Source organism: Lentzea kristufekii (assembly GCF_033949925.1).
Classification (GTDB): domain Bacteria; phylum Actinomycetota; class Actinomycetes; order Mycobacteriales; family Pseudonocardiaceae; genus Lentzea; species Lentzea kristufekii.
This window is the reverse complement of the sequence record NZ_JAXAVV010000010.1, coordinates 199,458-219,588: the sequence shown is the minus strand read 5'-3', so window position 1 is coordinate 219,588 and position 20,131 is coordinate 199,458. Positions and strand designations below refer to the sequence as shown.

Genomic DNA, 20,131 nt, shown 5'->3' with positions numbered 1-20,131 from the left:
TCCACATGCGAACGAATTTCGTCTTAATAGGGCACACGCGACCACACACGAGTGTTGCTAGGTTCGCCCGCGATGACTCGCACCGAGCTCGAGAACCAGACCCCCGCGGCCGCCAGGCTGCGCACGTCGTGGGCCCTCGCCGCGGCAGGCTCCCTCCTCCTGACCCTCGGCCCGCTGCTCGGCGTGGTCGACGGCGCCGAACCCGCCTTCACGTCGTGGCCCCTGCTCGCACTGCTGGCGCTGTTGCCGCCGGTCGTCGCGGGTGTGCTGCTGATGCGCGGCCGTCCGTTCGTGGCGGCGGGGCTGATCGCGGCCGTCGGCGTCTTCGCGGTCGGCCGGTTGCTGAGCGACCTGCTGGTCGCCTTCCAGCCGATGGACGTGGCGCGCCCCGAGCTGTTCCGGCCGACCACCCTGCTCGCGGTCACGCCCTCGGCAGGCGTGTGGCTGCTGGTCGCGGGCCACCTGCTGGTGATCGCCGCTGGAGCGCTCGCGGCCGGACGCGCCGGCATGCCCGCGGACGAGTCGGAGCCCCCGACCCTGGTGGGCCTCCCGGTGCTGATCGCCGCGGTGGCCGGGATCGGGTTGCTGGGCAAGCCGTTCGTCTCGGCCGACCCGTTCCAGCTCGACCGGGGTCCGTGGGACCTGCCGGTGCTCGGCCTGACCGGCGGTCTGCTCATCGCGCTCGCCGTCCCCCTCGCCACCGCGCTCTCGGCCACCTCGCCCGACCCGGACACCCGCCAGGGCGGCACGATCGGCGTGACGCTGGCCCTCCTCGCCGTCGTGGTGCCGTGGCTCGCGGCCGGCACCTTCGCGCCGGGCCTGGGCGTCAGCTCGGGTCCGGTGACCGCGCTGATCGCCGCGATCCTGCTGCTCGGCACCCCTCTGCAGGGCCGCGCCCTGCGGGTCCTGCGGGGCGAGCGCGACGAGACGCGCGATCCGGCCCTGCCGACGCTGCGGCGCATGCACGTCATCTCGGGTGCCCTCGCCGTCGCCGCCGCCGTGGCGATGCTCGTCGGCGCGCTGCTCCCGCAGCTCACCCTCACCACGGGCGGCGCGGCACCCGACCTGGCGGCCGTGAACCTGCTGTGGGTGGCCGGCCTCGCGTTCGGCGTGCTCGGGCTCCTCATGTTCGTGCCGTCCGCCGCGGCCGTGGTGCGTCCGGCGCTGGTCGGCGGTTTCTTCGCCATGCAGCTCGCCGCGGCGGGCACCACCGAGTCGGTGCTGGCGGCGAGTCAGGCGGGCGTCGCGCAGCCGGGAGCGGGCTTCTGGCTGATGGTCGTCGAGCTGCCGCTCGGCCTGCTGGCCCTGGCCTGCGCGGGTCTCGCGGCCGCGGTCGAGCGGGAGAACGCGGGGGAGTCCAGGCGGGAGCAGACGCCGGTGGCCGAGCTGGGCGCGGTGCTGCTCGCCGGGCTCTTCGCGGTGGGAGCCTTCGCCCTGCCGACCACGCGCGGCGACAGGTACACGTCGCCGAGCCTGGTCCCCGACACCGACCCGGCGGTCTCCTGGACGCTGCTGATCTCCCTCATCGTGCTGATCATCAACCTCGTGCTGGTGTTCAGGTCGAGGCCCGCTCGCGGTGCCGCCACGCTCGCCGGCGCGGCGCTGCTGCTCGGCGTCCGCGCACTGGAGCTGCCGCTGACCGGCGACCGCGTCGAAGGTGCGGTGGCCGCCCCCGGCACCTGGCTAGCGCTGGCGTCCATCGCGGCTCTGCTGGTCGCGGCCGGCTTGATGGGAGCTCGTTCGACCCGCTGAAACGTGTCCTGGAACGCGCGTTCTCGTACAACGTGCGCGTGCGCGTGATCGACCTCACCGCAGTTGAGACCGACCTCACCGGTGGTGGCGTGCGAGCAGTACCTGCAGCTCGATAGTGTCTGGGCCCAGCCGCGTCAAGTGGGTTCGCTTGGCCCCTTGAGGACCACCCAGGCGCGGTGTTCCGACACCGACGTCGCAGGAGACCCGAGTGGACCTGTACGAGTACCAGGCGAAGGACCTCTTCGCCGCCCACGGCGTCCCGGTACTGCCGGGCGATGTGGCTACCAACCCCGAAGACGCCAAGGCCATCGCCGCGAAGTTCGGCCAGGCCGTCGTCGTCAAGGCCCAGGTCAAGACCGGCGGCCGCGGCAAGGCCGGTGGTGTGAAGCTCGCTTCCACCGCCGAGGAGACCGAGGAGAAGGCCAAGGCCATCCTCGGCCTCGACATCAAGGGGCACATCGTTCACCGCGTTCTGGTGACGCCCGCCTCCGACATCGCGGAGGAGTACTACTTCTCCTTCCTGCTCGACCGCGCCAACCGCACCTTCCTCGCCATGGCGAGCGTCGAGGGCGGTATGGACATCGAGGAGGTCGCCGCGACCAAGCCCGAGGCCCTCGCGAAGATCGCCATCGACGCCATCCAGGGCGTCGACGAGGCCAAGGCCCGGGAGATCGCGGACGCCGCGAACTTCCCGGCCGAGGTCAAGGACCAGGTCGTCGACGTCATCGTCAAGCTGTGGGAGACCTTCGTCGCGGAGGACGCCACGCTCGTCGAGGTCAACCCGCTGGTCCGCGACCCGCAGGACAAGATCGTCGCGCTCGACGGCAAGGTCACGCTCGACGAGAACGCCGACTTCCGCCACCCGGCGCACGCCGAGCTGGTCGACAAGGCGGCGGAGAACCCTCTCGAGGCGAAGGCCAAGGAGAAGGGCCTCAACTACGTCAAGCTCGACGGCGAGGTGGGCATCATCGGCAACGGTGCCGGTCTCGTGATGTCGACGCTGGACGTCGTCGCGTACGCCGGTGAGCAGTACGGCGTGAAGCCCGCGAACTTCCTCGACATCGGTGGCGGCGCGTCCGCCGAGGTCATGGCCAACGGCCTGGACGTCATCCTCGGCGACGAGGCCGTCCGCTCGGTCTTCGTGAACGTCTTCGGCGGCATCACCGCCTGCGACGCCGTCGCCAACGGCATCGTGAAGGCGCTGGAGATCCTCGGCGACTCGGCCACCAAGCCGCTCGTCGTCCGCCTCGACGGCAACAACGTGGAGGAGGGCCGTGCGATTCTCGCCGAGGCCAACCACCCGCTGGTGACCGTTGTCGACACGATGGACAACGCGGCCGCCAAGGCCGCCGAGCTCGCGGCTGCGGGGGTCTGAGTCAGATGGCTATCTTCCTCAACGAGAACAGCAAGGTCATCGTCCAGGGCATGACCGGTGCCGAGGGCACCAAGCACACCAAGCGCATGCTCGCGTCCGGCACGAACATCGTCGGTGGCGTGAACCCGCGCAAGGCGGGCGAGAAGGTCGACTTCGACGGCACCGTCCTCCCGGTCTTCGGCACCGTCAAGGAGGCCATGGAGGCCACCGGCGCGAACGTGACCGTGATCTTCGTCCCGCCGGCCTTCTCGAAGGCCGCCGTGGTCGAGGCGATCGACGCCGAGATCGAGCTGGCCGTCGTCATCACCGAGGGCATCCCGGTGCACGACACCGCCTACTTCTGGGCGCACGCCGTCGCGACGGGCCACAAGACCCGCATCATCGGCCCGAACTGCCCCGGCATCATCAGCCCCGGCAAGTCGAACGCCGGCATCATCCCCGCGAACATCGCGGGCAGCGGCAAGATCGGCCTCGTGTCGAAGTCGGGCACGCTGACCTACCAGATGATGCACGAGCTGCGGGACTTCGGTTTCTCCACCGCGATCGGCATCGGTGGCGACCCGATCATCGGCACCACGCACATCGACGCCCTGGAGGCCTTCGAGGCCGACGAGGAGACCGTCGCGATCGTGATGATCGGTGAGATCGGTGGCGACGCCGAGGAGCGTGCGGCCGCGTACATCAAGGAGAACGTGACCAAGCCGGTCGTCGGCTACGTCGCGGGCTTCACCGCCCCCGAGGGCAAGACCATGGGCCACGCCGGCGCCATCGTCTCGGGCTCGGCGGGCACCGCGCAGGCGAAGAAGGAGGCCCTCGAGGCCGCCGGGGTCAAGGTCGGCAAGACGCCGTCCGAGACCGCCGACCTGATGCGCGAGATCATGCAGGGTCTCTGATCTGAACCTCACGCGGGGACCTTTCGTACCGACATTGAGTACGAAAGGTCCCCGCGTGCGTTCTGGGGCAGAGTACTTTTGGAGGCTGGACGTCGCTCGGATGGCGGAACCGGCGTGCGCCGGTCACCGTCTGAGCAACGCATCAGTTAGCGTCTCGCGACGCACCCTGGTTTGAGGAGGAGACCTCGACATGTCCGTGCCTTACGGCGCACCCCAACAGCAGCCGCCGGGTCCGGCACAGCACCAGGCACCGCCGCCGGCCCACGGGGCCGCCGGCGCCAACAACATCAACCTGGCCCTGATCCTCCCGCTCGCCGCGGCGGGTCTCGGCCTCGTGGCGTACCTCGTCGCGTTCGCCGACGACGTCAGCGGCAACGTGACGTACCTGCTCGCCGCGGGCCTGCTCGCCGGCCTCTCGGTGCTCCCCAGCACCCCGAAGGGCTTCGTCCCGGTCGCCGCCGTCCTGGCGGCCGTGCAGACGCTGCTGCAGCTGCAGGGCATCATCAAGTCGCCGTCGGTGCAGGGCCTCGACATCGTCCTGCTCATCGTCGCGCTGCTCGAGACGGCCGCGGTCGTGCTCGCGTTCCTGCTCGCCGAGGGCATCGTCAAGTTCGAGCCCAAGCCGGCGAACCCGTACGCGGGCCAGCAGCAGGGCCAGCCGCAGGGGCAGCCGGGCGGCTGGAACCCGCAGTCCGGCGCGTTCCCGCAGCAGGGTCAGCACCCGCAGCACGGTGCGCCCCAGCAGCAGGCGCCGCAGCAGCAGCCGTCGTTCGGCCAGCAGCAGCAGTTCGGCCAGCAGCCGCAGCAGCCCGCACAGCCGGGGCAGCCGCCGCAGCAGACCAGCTTCATGCCGCAGCCGGGCCAGTTCGGCTCGCCGGGCACGCCGCCCGGTGGCTTCGGCGGACCGCAGCAGTAGGGTCCGCACACCGTTCGACCTCAGGGGTGGTGCCGGTTCTCCGGTGCCACCCCTGTCGTATGACCCGGCGTGCCTGCCCTGATTGGCCCAGCCGGCCTGACACAGTGGAGAAGTGCCCGTGCTGCAACGCGATGTGACCCGCGAGGTCAACACCGTGCGCCCACCGGAGTTCTCGCGGTCCGAACGCACGCGCGTGCTCGTCGCCGCCGCGGTCGGATCGGTGGTCGTCGGATACGCCGCGGTCGCCGCGGTCCTCGCGCTGGTCTCCGCGACGGCCACGTACGCCGACTTCTCCACCTCGGGTGTGCTCAGCGCCGCCGCGCCCGCCTGGCTGGCGGCGCACCACGTGCCGTTGCGCTTCGACTCGGGCCAGCTCGGCGTGCTGCCGTTGCTGCCCACCGCGCTGCTGATGCTGCTGGTCGGCCGCACCGCCGCGGGCACCGCCGACCGCCTGGGCCTCTACGAACCGCTGCAGGCCCGCGGTGTGGTGCTCAGCATCGCCGGATCGCACGCGATCGTCGGCGGCGCGATCGCGCTGGTGATGGGCGAGGGTGTCGTGCGTGCCACACCGGCCGTGGCGTTCTTCGGGTGTGCGGCGGTGTCCGGTCTCGCGGCCACCATCGGTGTCGCCCGCCGCTGCGGCCTGTACGAGGTGGTGTTCGACAAGCTCGACCCGGTGGCGCTGCACGGGCTACGCGCCGGCGTCATGGCGTTGTTCGCACTGGTCAGCGTTGGTGCGTTGACGGTGGCGGCCGGTCTCGCGGCCTCGTGGCCGCGCACCGGTGAGCTCTTCGCGGGGGCCGGTCCGTCGTTCGGCGTGGGCCTCGGCGTGTTCCTGCTCTGTCTCGGCTATCTGCCGAACGCGATCATCGCGGGCTTCTCGTACGTCGTGGGCGCCGGGTTCTCGATGGGCGGGGTCGTGGTCTCGCCGCTGCGGTTCGTCGGCGGCCAGGTGCCGCCGGTGCCGCTGCTGGCGGCCATGCCGGAGAACGAGTTCGTGTGGAGCCCCGCCGTGCTGGCGGGCGGCGCGGTGATCGGTGTGCTGGTCGGCTGGACCTGCCGCAAGGTGTCCGACCGGCCGACCTCGCGGCTGCGCGCGGTGCTGGTGGCCGCGATCACGGCGGGAGTGGGCAGCCTCGTGCTCGCCGCGACGGCCGGTGGACGGCTGGCGGGCGGCGCGTTCGACCCGGTGACGGTGCCGGCGGGTCTGCTCGCGCTGCTCGTGGCGCTGTGGGTGCTGGTACCGGGTGCGCTGGTGGCCTGGCTCGCCGGCAGCCGCAGGAAGGCCGTGGCGGCGGACGGTGCCGCCGAGTTCGTCGAGCCGGACTACGACGAGGAGACCGCCGACCCGGACGTCGTCTTCGAGGACGACGAGCTCACCGACCAGTTCGAGCAGCTCGAAGTCGTGGACGCCGACGAGTTCGAGGTCGACGAAGACCTCGAGGACGACGACTACTACGACGAGGACGAGTACGAGGAAGACGAGCCCGAAGACGTCGAAGACGTTGAGGCCGAACAGGAAGACGACGCCGAACCGGAAGCGGAAGAGGACCTCGGCGAAGAAGAGGACCTCGATGCGGAGTTCGACGAAATGCTCGGCATGGAGGCCGAGGAGGACCTGGACGGCAAGCCGGGACGGTGACGTCCTAGGCTGCTCCTGAGCTGCTGCAACGACCAGGAGTAGACGCTGAGCACCGAACTTCGGCTTCCCACACCGGCGCGCGTCGTCGTACTCGTCTCCGGTTCCGGAACCCTCATGCAGGCGTTGCTGGACGCCGACCTCCCGATCGAGGTGGTCGCCGTCGGCGCCGACCGCGAGAACATCGAGGGCCTCAAGCGCGCCGAACGCGCGGGGGTGCCCCACTTCGCCGTGAAGCTGCGCGACCACGCCGACCGCACGGCCTGGGACGCGGCGCTGACCGAGGCGGTCGCGTCGTACGAGCCCGACCTGGTCGTGTCCGCCGGCTTCATGAAGATCATCGGCGAGCAGTTCCTCGCCCGCTTCGGCGGCCGGATGATCAACACCCACCCCGCGCTGCTGCCGGCCTTCCCCGGCGCGCACGGCGTGCGGGACGCACTGGCCTACGGCGTGCACGTCACCGGTTCGACGGTGCACCTGGTCGACGCGGGCGTCGACACGGGGCCGATCCTCGCGCAGGAGGCCGTGGTCGTCGAACCCGGCGACACCGAGGAGACCCTGCACGAACGCATCAAGGTCGTCGAACGCCGGCTGCTCGTCGAGACAGTCGGCCGACTCGCCCGTGAGGGCTGCACCGTGAACGGACGAAAGGTGAGCATTCCGTGAGCACTCCTGCCGAGAGGCGACCGGTCCGCCGGGCCCTGATCGGGGTCTCCGACAAGGCCGGCCTCCTGGAACTGGCCACCGGCCTGCACGCGGCCGGAGTCGAGATCGTGTCCACCGGCGGTACCGCGAAGGTGCTGGCGGACGCGGGCGTCCCCGTGACGCCGGTCGAGCAGGTCACCGGGTTCCCCGAGTGCCTCGACGGCCGGGTGAAGACGCTGCACCCGCGCGTGCACGCCGGTCTGCTGGCCGACCTGCGCAAGGACTCGCACGTCCAGCAGCTGCGCGAGATGGACATCGCGCCTTTCGACCTGCTGGTCGTGAACCTGTACCCGTTCACGCAGACCGTCGCCTCGGGTGCTTCCCAGGACGAATGCGTCGAGCAGATCGACATCGGCGGCCCCGCGATGGTCCGCGCCTCGGCGAAGAACCACGCGAACGTCGCGGTCGTCGTCGACCCGGCCCGCTACGACTGGGTGCTGGAGAACGTCCGCGAGGGCGGCTTCACCCTGGCCGACCGTCAGCGCCTGGCCGCCGACGCGTTCCGCCACACCGCGTCCTACGACGTCGCCGTGGCTTCGTGGATGGGCAACGCCCTGGCTCCGGACGACGAGGGCAGCGGCTTCCCCGGCTGGGTCGGCGCGACCTGGAACCGGTCGAACGTGCTGCGCTACGGCGAGAACCCGCACCAGAGGGCCGCGATCTACACGCAGGGCGACGGCCGCACCGGCCTGGCGTCGGCGAAGCAGTTGCACGGCAAGGAGATGTCGTACAACAACTACCTCGACGGTGACGCCGCCTGGCGTGCCGCGTGGGACCACGAACTGCCGTGCGTCGCGATCATCAAGCACGCGAACCCGTGCGGCATCGCGGTGTCCGAGCTGAGCATCGCGGACGCGCACCGCAAGGCGCACGAGTGCGACCCGCTCAGCGCGTTCGGCGGCGTCATCGCGTCGAACCGCGAGGTCACCGTGGAAATGGCCGAGTTCGTGTCGGAGATCTTCACCGAGGTCGTCATCGCTCCGTCCTATGAGGACGGTGCGGTCGAGGTGTTGCAGCGCAAGAAGAACGTGCGCATCCTCGTGGCCGAGGCTCCTGCACGCGGTGGTGCCGAGATGCGTCCGGTGTCCGGCGGCCTGCTGCTGCAGCAGCGCGACGCCGTCGACGCCGACGGCGACTCGCCCGAGAACTGGACGCTCGCGTGCGGCAAGCCCGCGGACGAGAAGACGCTGGCGGACCTCGAGTTCGCGTGGCGCGCGATCCGCGCGGTGAAGTCGAACGCGATCCTGCTGGCGAACGACGGTGCCACCGTCGGTGTCGGCATGGGCCAGGTCAACCGGGTCGACTCGTCGCACCTCGCGGTGAAGCGCGCCGGTGAGCGGGCCAAGGGTGCTGTCGGTGCCTCCGACGCGTTCTTCCCGTTCCCGGACGGTCTCGAGGTGCTGCTGGACGCCGGCGTGCGCGCGGTCGTGCAGCCCGGTGGTTCGGTGCGCGACCCCGAGGTCATCGCCAGGGCCGAGCAGGCCGGCATCACGCTCTACCTGACGGGCACGCGTCACTTCGCCCACTGAGTGCTCGCAAGAGGGCCGCTTTCCGTTGGAGGGCGGCCCTTTGCGTTGCTACAGCTTCGCGACCATCTCTTCGGCGATGCCCTTGGCGGCGGCTTCGAGCTCCGCGGGGTCGGGTTTGCTGTTGGTGAACAGGCCCGCGTCCCAGCCGGAGATGTCGACCTCGACGACTGTGTCGCCCTTGCGCACGACGACCGAGAGTTCGGTGAACGCCGAGCTCGTCTCCGCGAGCACCGCCGTGGCTTCGTCACCGAGCCCTTCGAGCGGTTTCTGCTGCGGGGTGCTCTGGGTGTTGGCCATGTTCTGCCCGACGATCCGGCCGAACTCGGCTTCGGCGTCCTGCTGCCCCTGAGCGATGAAGATCGTGGTGCTGCGCTGACCCGAGCCGTCGACGCCCTTGGTCTGGTTCCACCCGCAGGTCGTGTGCGTGCCGCTCGACAGCTTCGTCTCACGCGAGCCGAGCCCGTTCGGGTTCGTCGTGCGCGCCTTGGCGAGCGCCGCCTCGGAGACGGTGCCGCACGCCGCGGGCAGCTTGTCCGCGCGCTTGCTGGTGCCGCTGTCCGAGTTGATGTCGAGGTAGATCACGAGGGCGGTGATGATGCCGCCGAGCACGAGCACGCCGAAGAGGATGCCGACGATCAGCGGTGCCTTGCTCTTCTCGGGTGGCTGCGGAGGGCCCCAGCCCGATGGCGGTTGCTGCCGGCCCTGCTGTGGAGGTGGCTGCTGGTACCAGCCGTGCGGAGGTGGTTGGTTCACAGCTTCCCCAGCACTTCGTCGAGGACGGCGCGGCTCATCGACTGGAGCTCGGTCATGTCCGGTTTCGCTTCCTTGGTGAACAGGCTGGGATCCGCGCCCACGTACCTGACCGCGATCACGTGCTCGCCCTTGCGGACGACGTGGCCGGACACCGCGCGCGGGTCCGACCGCTTGGCGGTCAGCACGGACTTCGCCGCGTCGCCCACGCCGTCGAGCGTGGTGACCTCGGACGCCTGGCCCTGCGTCTGGGTCTGGAGGTAGCTGTCGAAGAGGAGTTCGGGGTTGTGCGGCTTGCCGATGTTGACGACCAGCGTCCGCATACCTGCCCCGTCACGGCCGAGGGTCTGGTCCCACACGCACGAGGTCTCGATCTTCGTGGAGACGGAGTACCTGGCGTCGCCGTTGGTGGTGCGGGCCTTGGCGAGGGTTGTCGGGGAGACGATCTCGCACAGTTCGGGCAAGGTGTCGTTGCGCTGGGCCACACCACCGTCGCGATGGGCCATCCGGTACAGGCCGCCGGTCGTCACGCCGCCGGCCGCGAGGACGACGGCCGCCATGATCACCAAGAGCCGCGTCCGGTTCGTTCTCCGCGCTGGTTCCAGTGCACTCACCTGCGGTTTCCCCCTTGGCCTCCTGGTGATCGGACCACCGTAGATGACCTTCCGGACCCGTGTGGCCGTGTACACCAAAAGGGTGACGCCCCGGCGTTGACAGATGGGTGTGTCCACGCGCTACGATCATCTCGTTCGTTCGAACAAGAGTTCGAATAGCAAGTCGCCGAACTTCCCACGGCGGCCGTGCACAGGGGTGCGCACGGTCCGTGACGGGAGGTGGGTGGAGTGTCCAGGTCGGCAACGGCGTCGTTGGCCGCGCTCGGGGTGAACCCGGCCAGCGAGCTGACCAGCACCACCACCGACCACACCACGGGGCGGGTTCTGCCGGTTCGCGGGGAACTGGCGGGCCTGCTCCCGTGGGGCGGCTTGCGGCGGGGCAGCACGGTGTCGGTGGGCGGATCGACATCGTTGCTGCTCGCCCTCCTGGCGGGCGCGACCGCCGACGGCTGCTGGGCCGCCGTGGTCGGCCTGCCCCAGATCGGGGTGCTGGCCGCGGCCGAACTGGGCGTGGCGGTACAGCGCCTGGCGCTGATCCCACGTCCGGGTTCCGACCCGGGCCCGGTCATCGCGGCCCTGCTCGACGGCATGGACCTGGTGGCCGTCGCCTGCCCACTACCTCCCTCACTGGCCCGGCGCCTGACGGCCCGTGCCCGCCAGCGCCGCGCCGTGCTCATCGCCTGCGGCACCTGGCCCTCGGCCGACGTGGCGCTGACCGCGGAGTCCGTGAGCTGGAACGCCTTGGACGACGGCGCGGAAACGTTGCGGCGCCAGCAGATCACCGTGCGCAGCGGCGGTCGCGGCTCGGCCGGGCAGGCCAAGCACGCGCTGCTGACGTTCGGTGCGGAAGAGATCGAGCTCCCGCTGGTGGCCGGTGGACCGGCCCGCTCCGACGAGCCGGCTGATGCCGGTCCGGGCCGGGCCGACGAACTGGCCGCCAAGCGGGCGGACAGTGCCGCCATCAGGCGGATGGAGGCGGTCGAGCGCCTGGTCAGGCTGGCGCAAAAGGGTCCGTCGGCATGAAGGACACGCGTCTGCTCGCGGTCTGGTGCCCCGACTGGCCCGTCATCGCCGCCTGCACCGCCACCGGCACCGCCCCGCACGTGCCGGTGGCGGTGGTCGACGGCAACGAGATCGTGTCCACCTCGGCCGTGGCGCGCAAAGAGGGGATCCGGCGCGCCATGCGCAGGCGCGCTGCCGAGGCGATGTGCCCTGAACTGATCACCTTCGAGCACGATCCGCAGCGCGACGCCCGGTTCTTCGAGCCGGTGGCGGAGGCCGTCGAGGAGCTCGCGCCCGGCATCGAGGTCGTGCAACCCGGACTGGTCGCGGTGCCGGCGCAGGGGCCGGTCGGCTACTTCGGGAGCGCGGAGCAGGCGGCCGAGCGGATCGTCGACCACGTCGCGAGCCGCACCGGGACGGAGGCCCAGGTCGGCATGGCCGACAGCCTGTTCGGGGCCACGAAAGCCGCGCACCGCAACGTGATCGTGCCACCGGAGCGGACCGCGGAGTTCCTCGCGCCGTTGGGAGTGCACGAACTCGACGCACCGGAACTGGTCGACCTGCTCAGGAGGCTCGGGCTGAAGACGCTCGGCGCGTTCGCGGAGGTGCCGGAGAACGCGGTGGCGTCCCGGTTCGGCGGACCGGCGACGAGGCAGCACCGGCTGGCCCGCGGGCTGCCCGAACGTCCGCTCGACAAGCGCAGGCCCGCGCCGGAACTGGCGGTCACCGAGACCTTCGACGAACCGGTCGAGCGGATCGACGCGGCCGCGTTCGCCGCGAAGATCCTCTCGGAGCGGCTGCACGAGAACCTCGCGGCCCGCGGTCTCGCGTGCACGCGGCTCGGCATCCACGCCCGCACCGAGAACGACGAGGAGCTGGGCCGGGTGTGGCGGGCCGCGGAACCGCTGACGCCGAGGGGGATCGCGGATCGGGTGCGCTGGCAGCTCGACGGCTGGCTCACCCGCGAACGCCTCACCTCCGGCATCCGCACGCTCACCCTCGAACCGGTCGAGGTCGTCAACGGCACCGCGCTCCAGCTCGGGTTGTGGGGCCACGACGACGAACGCGCGGTGCGGGCGTTGCTGCACGTCCAGGGGCTGCTCGGTCCAGACGGCGTGCTCACCGGCGTCATCGACGGCGGCAGGGGACCGAAGGAGCAGGTCAGGCTCGTGCCGTGGGGCGACGAACGAACCCCGGTCGCGCACCCGGACCACCCGTGGCCCGGCCGGCTGACCAGGGCGCCCGCGACGCTCGCCGACGACCCCGCGGAGCTGAAGGACTCCGAAGGCGCGGAGGTCGGGGTGACCGGCAGGCACGAGCTCACCGCGAGGCCGAAGACCCTGACCGTCAGAGGAAGAACGCGCGAGATCACCGCGTGGGCCGGGCCGTGGCCGGTCGACGAGCGGTGGTGGGCGCCGGACCCGCACCGGGCCGCGCGCATCCAGGTGCAGACGAACGACCAGGCGTTCCTGCTGATCCGCAGGGACCAGAGGTGGTTTCTGGAAGGGGTGTACGACTGATGCACGACGAGTACTGGGATCTGCTGGAGGCCCTGATCCCGTTGCCGCGCAGGGAAGCCGATGGGCTGGAATAACCCACCGGTCCGCTGGCGGGAGCTGGAACGGGCGCTGTCCGGCAAGCCCTACGAGCAGAAGCCCGACGGCGGCGACGGTCCGGGGTGGGGAAGACACCGCGACCGCTACGCCGCCCCGCCGGGTTTCGCGCTGCACGCGGACGAAATGGCGGTCACCCGCAAGCGCGTCCCGTACGCGGAGCTGCACTGCCACTCCAACTTCAGCTGGCTCGACGGCGCGAGCCACCCCGAGGAACTGGTCGAGGAGGCGCAGCGGCTCAAGCTCGACGCCATCGCGATCACCGACCACGACGGCATGTACGGCGTCGTGCGGTTCGCCGAGGCGGCCAAGGAACTCGGCATGCACACGGTGTTCGGTGCCGAGCTGAGCATCGGCCTGAGCAGGCCCGCCAACGGCGAACCGGATCCCGAGGGCGACCACCTGCTTCTCCTTGCACGCCAACAGGACGGCTATCACGCGCTGTGCCGCACGCTCACCACCGGACACCTCGACGACAACGCCGAGAAGGGCAAACCCGTCTACGACATCGACCAGATCGTCGCCGACACCAAGGGTGACGTCGTGGTGCTCACGGGCTGCCGCAAGGGAACCGTGCGCCGAGCGCTCACCAGGGAGGGCCCGGAGGCGGCGTACGCGGAGATCGTCAGGCTCACCGACCTGTTCGGCAAGGGACGCGTCTACGTCGAGCTCACCGACCACGGCCTGCCCGAGGACAGCCGCCGCAACGACATCCTCAACGCGATGGCGCAGCAGCTCCAACTTCCAGTCGTGGCAACGAATGCGGTGCACTACGCGACCCCGGGCCGTGGCAGGCTCGCCGCCGCGATGGCCGCCGTGCGCGCACGAAGCAGCCTCGACGACATGGCAGGCTGGCTGCCGCCGTCACCCGCCGCGTTCCTGCGCAGCGGCGAGGAGATGTTCCACCGGTTCCGCCGTTTCCCCGGCGCCGTGCACAACGCCGCGTTGCTCGGCATGCAGCTGGCGTTCGACCTGCGGCTGGTCGCGCCGAAGCTGCCGCCGTTCGACGTGCCGCACGGTCACACCGAGATCACCTGGCTGCGCCGGCTCACCTACGAGGGCGCGCGCCGGCGGTACCCCGACGGCGACGAGAAGGCGTTCCGGCAGATCGAGCACGAGCTGAAGGTCATCGAGCAGCTCGGCTTCCCCGGCTACTTCCTCGTCGTGCACGACATCGTGAACTTCTGCAAGCGCAACGACATCCTCTGCCAGGGCCGGGGGAGTGCGGCGAACTCCGCGGTGTGCTTCGCGCTCGGCATCACCAACGTCGACGCGGTCCGCTTCGACCTGCTCTTCGAACGGTTCCTCGCCCCCGCCCGCGACGGTCCTCCCGACATCGACGTCGACATCGAGTCCGACCGGCGCGAGGAGGTCATCCAGCACGTCTACGCGAAGTACGGCCGCAGGCACGCGGCGCAGGTGGCGAACGTCATCACCTACCGCGCCCGTTCCGCGGTGCGCGACATGGCCCGCGCGCTCGGCCACTCGCCGGGCCAGCAGGACGCGTGGAGCAAGCAGATAGACAGGTGGGGGCCGCTCGGCACCACCACCGACGACTGCGACATCCCGCGGGACGTGCTGGAACTGTCCGCGCAGCTGGAGAACTTCCCGCGCCACCTCGGCATCCACTCCGGCGGCATGGTGATCTGCGACCGCGCCGTCAGCGAGGTGTGCCCGGTGGAGAAGGCGCGCATGGACAAGCGCACGGTCCTGCAGTGGGACAAGGACGACTGCGCGTCCATCGGCCTGGTGAAGTTCGACCTGCTCGGCCTCGGCATGCTCTCCGCGCTGCACTACGCCATCGACCTCGTCCGCGACCACGAGGGCGTCGACGTTGACATCGGCCGGCTCGACCTCAACGACCAGCGCGTCTACGAGATGTTGCAGAAGGCCGACTCGGTCGGTGTCTTCCAGGTGGAGAGCCGCGCGCAGATGGCGACGTTGCCGCGCCTGAAGCCGCGCGAGTTCTACGACCTGGTCGTCGAGGTCGCGCTGATCAGGCCGGGCCCGATCCAGGGCGGTTCGGTGCACCCGTACATCCGCCGTCGCAACAAGCAGGAGGAGTGGGACTACGACCACCCGTTGCTGGAGAACGCGCTCAAGAAGACCTACGGCGTGCCGTTGTTCCAGGAACAGCTCATGCAGATCGCCGTCGACGTGGCCGGCTTCACCGCCGCCGAAGCCGATGAACTGCGCCGAGCGATGGGCGCCAAGCGTTCGACTGCCCGCATGGAACGCCTGCGCGACCGCTTTTACGAGGGCTGCGCCGCCCAGGGCATCACCGAGGAGCTGGCCGGCCGCATCTACGCGAAACTGCTGGCGTTCGCCAACTTCGGCTTCCCCGAGTCGCACGCCCTGTCGTTCGCGCACCTGGTGTTCGTGAGCGCGTGGTTCAAGCTCTACTACCCGGCGGCGTTCTGCGCGGCCCTGCTCAGGGCCCAGCCGATGGGCTTCTACTCACCGCAGTCGCTGGTGATCGACGCCCGCCGCCACGGCGTGACGGTGCACGGTCCGTGCGTGAACCGGTCGCTTCCCTGGGCGGGCCTGGAGCCGTTCGAGGGCAAGAACGCCGTGCGCATCGGCTTGTCCGCCGTCCGCGGCATCGGTGACGCGGACGCCGAACGGATCGTTGCGGCACAACCGTTTCGCGACATGGAGGACTTCGGCACCCGAGTGCAGCTCACGGCCGCCCAGGTAGAAGCCCTCGCCACCGCGGGCGCCTTCTCCTGCTTCGGCCTGGAACGCCGGGAGGCGCTCTGGGCGGCCGGCGCGGTGGCCGCGATCCGGTCCGATCGCCTGCCGGGCACCGTGGTCGGCGTCGACGCACCGGCGTTGCCGGGCATGGACGACGTCGAACTGGCGGTGGCGGACGTCTGGGCCACGGGCCTGTCCCCGGACAGCTTCCCCACGCAGTTCGTGCGGTCCACTTTGGACTCGATGGGCGCGTTGCCGGTGGACGCGCTCACCTCGGTCGAACCCGGCACGCGGGTGCTGATCGGCGGCGCGGTGACACACCGGCAACGGCCGGCGACGGCGGGCGGCGTCACGTTCCTCAACATCGAGGACGAGACGGGGATGGTGAACGTCGTGTGCTCGCCGGGGTTGTGGGCCCGGTACCGGCGGGTGGCGCGCAGCAGTGGCGCGATGCTCGTGCGAGGTGTGGTGGAGTCGGCCGACGGTGTGGTCAGCCTGCTGGCGGACCGGTTGCAGCACCTGGACCTGCGGATCCCGTCGAAGTCACGGGACTTCCGCTGAGTTCCCCTGCCAGGATTCGAACCTGGTCCTCCCGCGTAACAGTCGGGCGTGCCGCCGCCAGCACTTCAGAGGACACGAACTGGGTGGAGCGGAGGATGCAGGATTCGAACCTGCGCAGCGCTCGCGCGCTGACCACTGTTTTCGAGACAGCTGCCTTACCGGGCTCGGCCAATCCTCCTTTCAGGACGCGGAGGGCGCGCGGTTCGAACGCGCGCCAGACGCAATGCTGGACCACGGATCAGCAATCCGGTGCCTTACCACTCGGCCAGCCCTCCTTCGTCCTGCGTGGCTCCCCAGGGAGTCGAACCCTGACCACCGGAACTTCACCCCGGTGCTCTGCCAGTTGAGCTGAAGAGCCTTGCGCGTCCCGGAGGACGCCTTTTCCGTCGGATGCCCGCGAGTCGAACGCGGTGTGTCCTCATCCCAAATGAGGTGGGTTGCCGTCTCCCTCGCACCCGTGAGCACCCCTGCCAGGAGTCGAACCTGAATCTCGGCGTTCGTAGCGCCGCACTCTCTCCATTGAGCTACAAGGGCAAGAATTAAATGCACGACAAACAAAGAGAGCCGCCCTTATCGGTTTCCCGATGGGCGGCTCCCTGAGTGGCCTTGGTGCTCATGCCACTACAAGGAGCTCACCTGCGAAAACGGTCGCGAGGAGCTGGGGCGTCGTGAGGAGCGCACGCACGCGACGGAGCTGCTGAAGCTCTCGCCTCGCATCTGCTGGCTACTCATGACGATCCCCTTCGGCTTGGTGTGTGGCACAAGTATTACGGCGCGCACTGCTCGCCGTCAATCATTTTCTTAAACGCGGTCGTAAGTCATGAACGAAACTCCGCTCTCGAACAGTCGCGCATCGGTGCGCTGGAACTTCCTGATGTCGGCTTTCCCGTCGAACAACGGGATGCCGCGCCCGAACACCACGGGGTGGATCTTGAGCAACAGCTGGTCGATCTCGGGCAGCAGTTCGGCGGCCAGCTTGCCGCCACCGCACAGCCAGATGTCGAGGCCGTCCTCCGCCTTCAGCGACCGCACGCGGCCGACGACGTCGGAGCTGATCACCTCGACGTCGGACGGCGTGTCGGTCACCTGCGTGGACACGACGAACTGGCGCAGGTGTGCGTAGGGCGAGGCCAGGCCGCCGGGGACCTGGTAGGTGTGGCGGCCCATCAGCACGGTGTCGAAGTGCTGGTTCGTCGCGTCCGCCAGGCCGACCAGGTCGCGCATCTGGGTGGGCACGGTCTCCGGGTAGTGCGCGTTGATGCCGGCCATGTGGTCGCCCTCGAAGAGGAACCCGTCGAAGGTTCCGTCCTCGGCCGCGATGAACCCGTCGAGCGTGACGGCGACGTAGTAAACGAGCTTTCGCATGAACAAGGCCCCCTGAGCTTGTCGTTGAACCACGACAACTGTAGTACTATGCCTGTAGTGGTTGTCAAGGAGGCGGCGTGGTCCGGAACGAGGCAAGGCGCACGGCACTGCTGGACGCGGCGATCGACGTCCTGGCGCAGGAGGGCGCGCGGGGGCTGACCTACCGCGCGATCGACGCGAAGGCGGAGGTGCCGCCGGGCACGGCGTCGAACTACTTCGCGAACCGCGACGAGCTGATGTCGTCGGTGATGACGCGGGTGCACGACAGGCTCATGCCGTCCGACGAGTCGGTCGCGGAGTCGCTCTCGTTGCCGCGCGACAGGTCGCTGACGGTGAAGTTCATGCACGACATCATCAAGCGGGCGGACGCGGACAAGGCGTGCTATCTCGCGATGATGGAGCTGCGGCTGGAGGCCACCAGAAGGCCGGAGATCCGCGAGGCGCTCACGAAGACGATCGCCGGCAACCTCGAGGCCAACGTCGCGTTCAACGAGGACTCGAAGCTGCCGGGCGACCGGATGACCGTCGTCTCGCTGTACTTCGCGATGACGGGGTTGATCTACGAACGGCTGACGCTGCCGGACGTGGTGGCCACCATGGACCTCGACGAGCTGGTCGAGGTCATGGTGAACCGCGCTATCGGCTGAGCGGGCCGCCGGTGATCGTCAGTGCGACGGCGATCACCACGATGCCCAGCGTCGAGTACAGGAACGCGTCCATGCCCCGGCCGCGGATCTTGATCAGACCCGCCTGCTCGTCGGTCACGAGGATCCGCAGCACGGCCGCGACCAGCAACGACACTCCGAGCAGCACGGCGCCCTGCCGCCAGTGGTACTGGAAGATCCGCACCAGCCCGAGCACGCCGACCCCGAGCACCAGCGCGAACGGCAGGTGCTTCGCGGGGCCCGAGCGCCAGCGCTGTTCCGGCATGAGCGCCTCGGCGTCAGACCGCTGCATGGGCGCGCTCGGCGGCTTCGACGGTGTTGGTCAGCAGCATCGCGACGGTCATCGGGCCGGCGCCGCCGGGGATCGGGGCGAGCCAGCCGGCGACCTCGCGCACCTCGGGGGCCACGTCGCCGACGAGACCGGCCTCGGTGCGGGTGATGCCGACGTCGACCACGGCCGCGCCCGGCTTGACCATGTCCGCGGTGATCAGGCCTGGGCTGCCGGCGCCCGCGATCACGATGTCCGCCCGGCGCACCTCCGCCGCGAGGTCCTTGGTGCCGGTGTGGCACAGCGTCACGGTGGCGTTCTCGGAGCGGCGGGTCAGCAGCAGGCCGATCGGGCGGCCCACGGTGACGCCGCGGCCGACGACGGTGACGTTCGCGCCGGCGATCGGCACGTCGTAGCGGCGCAGCAACTCCACGATGCCGCGCGGCGTGGCGGGCAGCGCGGCCTCCTCGCCGAGCACCAGCTTGCCGAGGTTGACCGGGTGCAGGCCGTCGCCGTCCTTGGACGGGTCGATGCGCTCCAGGATCGCGTTCGCGTTGAGGTGCTTGGGCAGCGGCAGCTGGACGATGTACGCGGTGACCTCGGGGTTCGCGTTCAGCTCGTCGATGACGGCTTCCAGCTCCTGCTGCGTGATCGACTCGGGCAGGTCGCGCCGGATCGACTTGATGCCGACCTTCTCGCACGCCTTGTGCTTGCCCTTGACGTACGAGTGCGAGCCGGGGTCGTCGCCGACCAGCACGGTGGCCAGGCCCACGGAGCCGGGCAGCGCGGCGACCCGCGCCTTCAGGTCCTCGAACAGCGCGTTCCGGGTTTCGTTGCCGTTGAGCAGCGTCGCAGTCACGTCCTCATCTTCCCATTGGGCAGGGCCGCGACGCCCACCGACACCAGCGTCAGCACCACGCCGATCACCGTCGGCAACGCCAGGTGCCCGCTCACCGCGTCGAGCAGCACGGCCCCGATGAGCTGGCCGCACACGCCGCACAGCCCGACCATCAGCACGCCGATGAACCGCACCGACGTGATCGCCCCGCCCACGCCGACGATGCCCAGCAACCCGCCGAGGTACAGCCACCAGGCAGAGGGGAACGCGCCGGGCACACCGCTCCACGTCACGGCGTTGACCAGCGCCAACGCCGCGGTGCCGACGCTGAAGTTCACCAGGATCGTCGCCATCGAGTTGGCCGCGGCCTCGCGCACCAGCCCGTTCACCGCCTGCTGCCAGCCCATCAGCAGACCGGCGACCAGCGGCAGCACCGCGAGCCACAACGCTCCGGGTGACGTGAACTGGTGCGACACCGCGACAGTGACCGCGATAACACCGACGGCCGCTCCGACGACACGTGTCGTTGTAATCGGCTTCGACTTGCCGGGACCGACCCCGAGGTTGTCCATGACCATGCTGCTCACGACCTGCCCGATCACCACCGCGACCGTGAACACCGCCACACCGATGGTCGCGACCGCCAGCCCCTGGGAGCCCACGAGCACCGCGCCGCTGATGCCACCGATGCATTCCCACCAGCGGATGCGGCGGCGGCGCAGCGCGTCCCGCAGTCTCGAAAGGCCGTCCCGCCCGGACTGTCGCGTCAGGACGACCGCGAGCAGCACGAACCACCCTCCGCCGAAGGAGATCAACGCCGCCAGCAGGCCGTTGCCGAGCTCCTGGGCGAGCGATCCGTTGACGCGCGCCTGGACCGCGATGGCCACTCCGCCCGCCGCCGCCAGCAGACCGCCGGTCACCTGCGCGGACCGCGTCACATCGCCTCCAGACA

General features: G+C 70.1%; 17 protein-coding genes and 5 tRNA genes. 11 read left to right on the top strand and 11 right to left on the bottom strand.

Translation table 11 applies throughout. The features are described from left to right. Positions 1-72: 72 nt before the first annotated feature. The 7 genes from SK571_RS21975 (at position 73) to purH (ending at position 8,809) form a co-directional block, all read left to right on the top strand. Complete coding sequence (locus SK571_RS21975) at positions 73-1,752, top strand: hypothetical protein (protein ID WP_319985958.1); 1,680 nt, start codon at positions 73-75, stop codon at positions 1,750-1,752. A gap of 208 nt (positions 1,753-1,960) precedes the next feature. After that, positions 1,961-3,127 (top strand): ADP-forming succinate--CoA ligase subunit beta, encoded by a 1,167-nt coding sequence (gene sucC / locus SK571_RS21970; RefSeq protein ID WP_319985957.1) that lies wholly within the window; start codon positions 1,961-1,963, stop codon positions 3,125-3,127. 5 nt (positions 3,128-3,132) lie between these two features. Then, positions 3,133-4,020, top strand: coding sequence for a succinate--CoA ligase subunit alpha (sucD, locus tag SK571_RS21965; protein WP_090005237.1), 888 nt, complete (start codon positions 3,133-3,135; stop codon positions 4,018-4,020). A gap of 190 nt (positions 4,021-4,210) precedes the next feature. Beyond that, complete coding sequence (locus SK571_RS21960) at positions 4,211-4,936, top strand: DUF5336 domain-containing protein (protein ID WP_319985956.1); 726 nt, start codon at positions 4,211-4,213, stop codon at positions 4,934-4,936. A 118-nt stretch (positions 4,937-5,054) separates the two neighbouring features. Then, on the top strand, positions 5,055-6,578 hold the full coding sequence (locus tag SK571_RS21955; protein WP_319985955.1) for a cell division protein PerM: 1,524 nt from the start codon (positions 5,055-5,057) through the stop codon (positions 6,576-6,578). Between the two features lie 45 nt (positions 6,579-6,623). Beyond that, a complete protein-coding gene (gene purN, locus SK571_RS21950; RefSeq protein WP_266039388.1) occupies positions 6,624-7,241 on the top strand; it encodes a phosphoribosylglycinamide formyltransferase in 618 nt (205 codons plus the stop codon). Beyond that, positions 7,238-8,809: a bifunctional phosphoribosylaminoimidazolecarboxamide formyltransferase/IMP cyclohydrolase gene (purH, locus tag SK571_RS21945; protein WP_319985954.1), complete on the top strand. Its 1,572-nt coding sequence runs from the start codon at positions 7,238-7,240 to the stop codon at positions 8,807-8,809. Before purN ends, purH begins: the two co-directional genes overlap by 4 nt. A gap of 48 nt (positions 8,810-8,857) precedes the next feature. Here the strand turns inward: purH and SK571_RS21940 are convergent, their stop codons facing one another. Together SK571_RS21940 and SK571_RS21935 are read right to left on the bottom strand one after the other, a co-directional pair. Then, positions 8,858-9,562, bottom strand: coding sequence for a hypothetical protein (locus SK571_RS21940; RefSeq protein ID WP_319985953.1), 705 nt, complete (start codon positions 9,560-9,562; stop codon positions 8,858-8,860). Further along, positions 9,559-10,119 (bottom strand): hypothetical protein, encoded by a 561-nt coding sequence (locus SK571_RS21935; RefSeq protein WP_319985952.1) that lies wholly within the window; start codon positions 10,117-10,119, stop codon positions 9,559-9,561. The genes SK571_RS21940 and SK571_RS21935 overlap by 4 nt, the downstream gene beginning before the upstream one ends. Before the next feature lie 282 nt (positions 10,120-10,401). On the opposite strand from SK571_RS21935, the gene SK571_RS21930 reads away from it, so the two are divergent. Genes SK571_RS21930 through SK571_RS21920 form a run of 3 tightly spaced genes read left to right on the top strand, consistent with a single transcriptional unit; the run spans position 10,402 to position 16,043 of the window. Then, entirely contained in the window at positions 10,402-11,196 is a 795-nt protein-coding gene (locus SK571_RS21930) for a hypothetical protein (RefSeq protein WP_319985951.1), read from the top strand. Then, positions 11,193-12,695, top strand: coding sequence for a DNA polymerase Y family protein (locus SK571_RS21925; RefSeq protein WP_319985950.1), 1,503 nt, complete (start codon positions 11,193-11,195; stop codon positions 12,693-12,695). The genes SK571_RS21930 and SK571_RS21925 overlap by 4 nt, the downstream gene beginning before the upstream one ends. Before the next feature lie 60 nt (positions 12,696-12,755). Continuing rightward, a complete protein-coding gene (locus tag SK571_RS21920) occupies positions 12,756-16,043 on the top strand; it encodes an error-prone DNA polymerase (protein WP_319985949.1) in 3,288 nt (1,095 codons plus the stop codon). A 1-nt stretch (position 16,044) separates the two neighbouring features. On the opposite strand, the gene SK571_RS21915 is transcribed toward SK571_RS21920, so the two are convergent. The 6 genes from SK571_RS21915 to SK571_RS21890 all read right to left on the bottom strand — a co-directional run bounded on the left by SK571_RS21915 (position 16,045) and on the right by SK571_RS21890 (position 17,408). Further along, positions 16,045-16,116 (bottom strand) — tRNA-Asn (locus SK571_RS21915). A gap of 16 nt (positions 16,117-16,132) precedes the next feature. Then, positions 16,133-16,221: transfer RNA gene (locus SK571_RS21910), tRNA-Ser, on the bottom strand. A gap of 10 nt (positions 16,222-16,231) precedes the next feature. Beyond that, positions 16,232-16,318: transfer RNA gene (locus tag SK571_RS21905), tRNA-Ser, on the bottom strand. An 11-nt stretch (positions 16,319-16,329) separates the two neighbouring features. Further along, a tRNA-Phe gene (locus SK571_RS21900) sits at positions 16,330-16,401 on the bottom strand. 104 nt (positions 16,402-16,505) lie between these two features. Further along, positions 16,506-16,577 (bottom strand) — tRNA-Arg (locus SK571_RS21895). A gap of 267 nt (positions 16,578-16,844) precedes the next feature. Next, a complete protein-coding gene (locus SK571_RS21890; RefSeq protein WP_319985948.1) occupies positions 16,845-17,408 on the bottom strand; it encodes a dihydrofolate reductase family protein in 564 nt (187 codons plus the stop codon). Between the two features lie 77 nt (positions 17,409-17,485). Between SK571_RS21890 and SK571_RS21885 the strand changes: the two genes are divergently transcribed. Continuing rightward, positions 17,486-18,055, top strand: a complete 570-nt coding sequence (locus SK571_RS21885) for a TetR/AcrR family transcriptional regulator (protein WP_319985947.1) — start codon at positions 17,486-17,488, stop codon at positions 18,053-18,055. Here SK571_RS21885 and SK571_RS21880 read toward each other — a convergent pair. From SK571_RS21880 to SK571_RS21870, 3 genes are read right to left on the bottom strand one after another with little or no spacing between them, the layout of a single operon-like run. After that, positions 18,045-18,338: a DUF3017 domain-containing protein gene (locus tag SK571_RS21880; RefSeq protein ID WP_266039385.1), complete on the bottom strand. Its 294-nt coding sequence runs from the start codon at positions 18,336-18,338 to the stop codon at positions 18,045-18,047. The two genes, SK571_RS21885 and SK571_RS21880, sit on opposite strands and share 11 nt — an antisense overlap. A 13-nt stretch (positions 18,339-18,351) precedes the next feature. After that, complete coding sequence (locus SK571_RS21875) at positions 18,352-19,200, bottom strand: bifunctional methylenetetrahydrofolate dehydrogenase/methenyltetrahydrofolate cyclohydrolase (RefSeq protein WP_319985946.1); 849 nt, start codon at positions 19,198-19,200, stop codon at positions 18,352-18,354. After that, a complete protein-coding gene (locus SK571_RS21870) occupies positions 19,197-20,117 on the bottom strand; it encodes a DMT family transporter (RefSeq protein WP_319985945.1) in 921 nt (306 codons plus the stop codon). Before SK571_RS21870 ends, SK571_RS21875 begins: the two co-directional genes overlap by 4 nt. Between the last annotated feature and the right edge of the window lie 14 nt (positions 20,118-20,131).

Coding starts and splice junctions, on each gene's coding strand:
- SK571_RS21935 (WP_319985952.1), bottom strand. CDS start 10,119: ATGGCGGCCGTCGTCCTCGCGGCCGGCGGCGTGACGACCGGCGGCCTG.
- SK571_RS21975 (WP_319985958.1), top strand. CDS start 73: ATGACTCGCACCGAGCTCGAGAACCAGACCCCCGCGGCCGCCAGGCTG.
- SK571_RS21880 (WP_266039385.1), bottom strand. CDS start 18,338: ATGCCGGAACAGCGCTGGCGCTCGGGCCCCGCGAAGCACCTGCCGTTC.
- SK571_RS21890 (WP_319985948.1), bottom strand. CDS start 17,408: ATGCGAAAGCTCGTTTACTACGTCGCCGTCACGCTCGACGGGTTCATC.
- sucD (WP_090005237.1), top strand. CDS start 3,133: ATGGCTATCTTCCTCAACGAGAACAGCAAGGTCATCGTCCAGGGCATG.
- SK571_RS21925 (WP_319985950.1), top strand. CDS start 11,193: ATGAAGGACACGCGTCTGCTCGCGGTCTGGTGCCCCGACTGGCCCGTC.
- SK571_RS21920 (WP_319985949.1), top strand. CDS start 12,756: ATGGGCTGGAATAACCCACCGGTCCGCTGGCGGGAGCTGGAACGGGCG.
- SK571_RS21960 (WP_319985956.1), top strand. CDS start 4,211: ATGTCCGTGCCTTACGGCGCACCCCAACAGCAGCCGCCGGGTCCGGCA.